The 231-nt window shown below is 44.6% G+C and carries 1 pseudogene; it reads right to left on the reverse strand.

Annotated features, from left to right (window positions below):
• Positions 1-231 (reverse strand): annotated as a pseudogene (locus FTW16_RS17930) (MSHA biogenesis protein MshI); the annotation flags it as partial.

Here is a 231-nt window from a genome sequence, read left to right on the forward strand (position 1 = left end):
GGGTTGATGCTTACGTAGCTTGACTTGATAGCGTTCAAGCTCTGACTTCATGATATCGCCTTTGCTTTTTACAATAGCAATTTCATCTTCTAGACCACTGCTCTGCCAAGTCACATAGCCGTAAGAGAGTAGAATGGCCGCAGCCGCGACACCCCAAGATAACGCGATATTTTTTAGTGTCAGGAGCTCTTTTTTCGGCTTTAAGTAATCAGGGTATAAGTTAACGCGTCG

This window comes from Vibrio sp. T20, from assembly GCF_007858795.1.
In the GTDB taxonomy this organism is placed as follows: Bacteria; Pseudomonadota; Gammaproteobacteria; order Enterobacterales; family Vibrionaceae; genus Vibrio; species Vibrio satsumensis.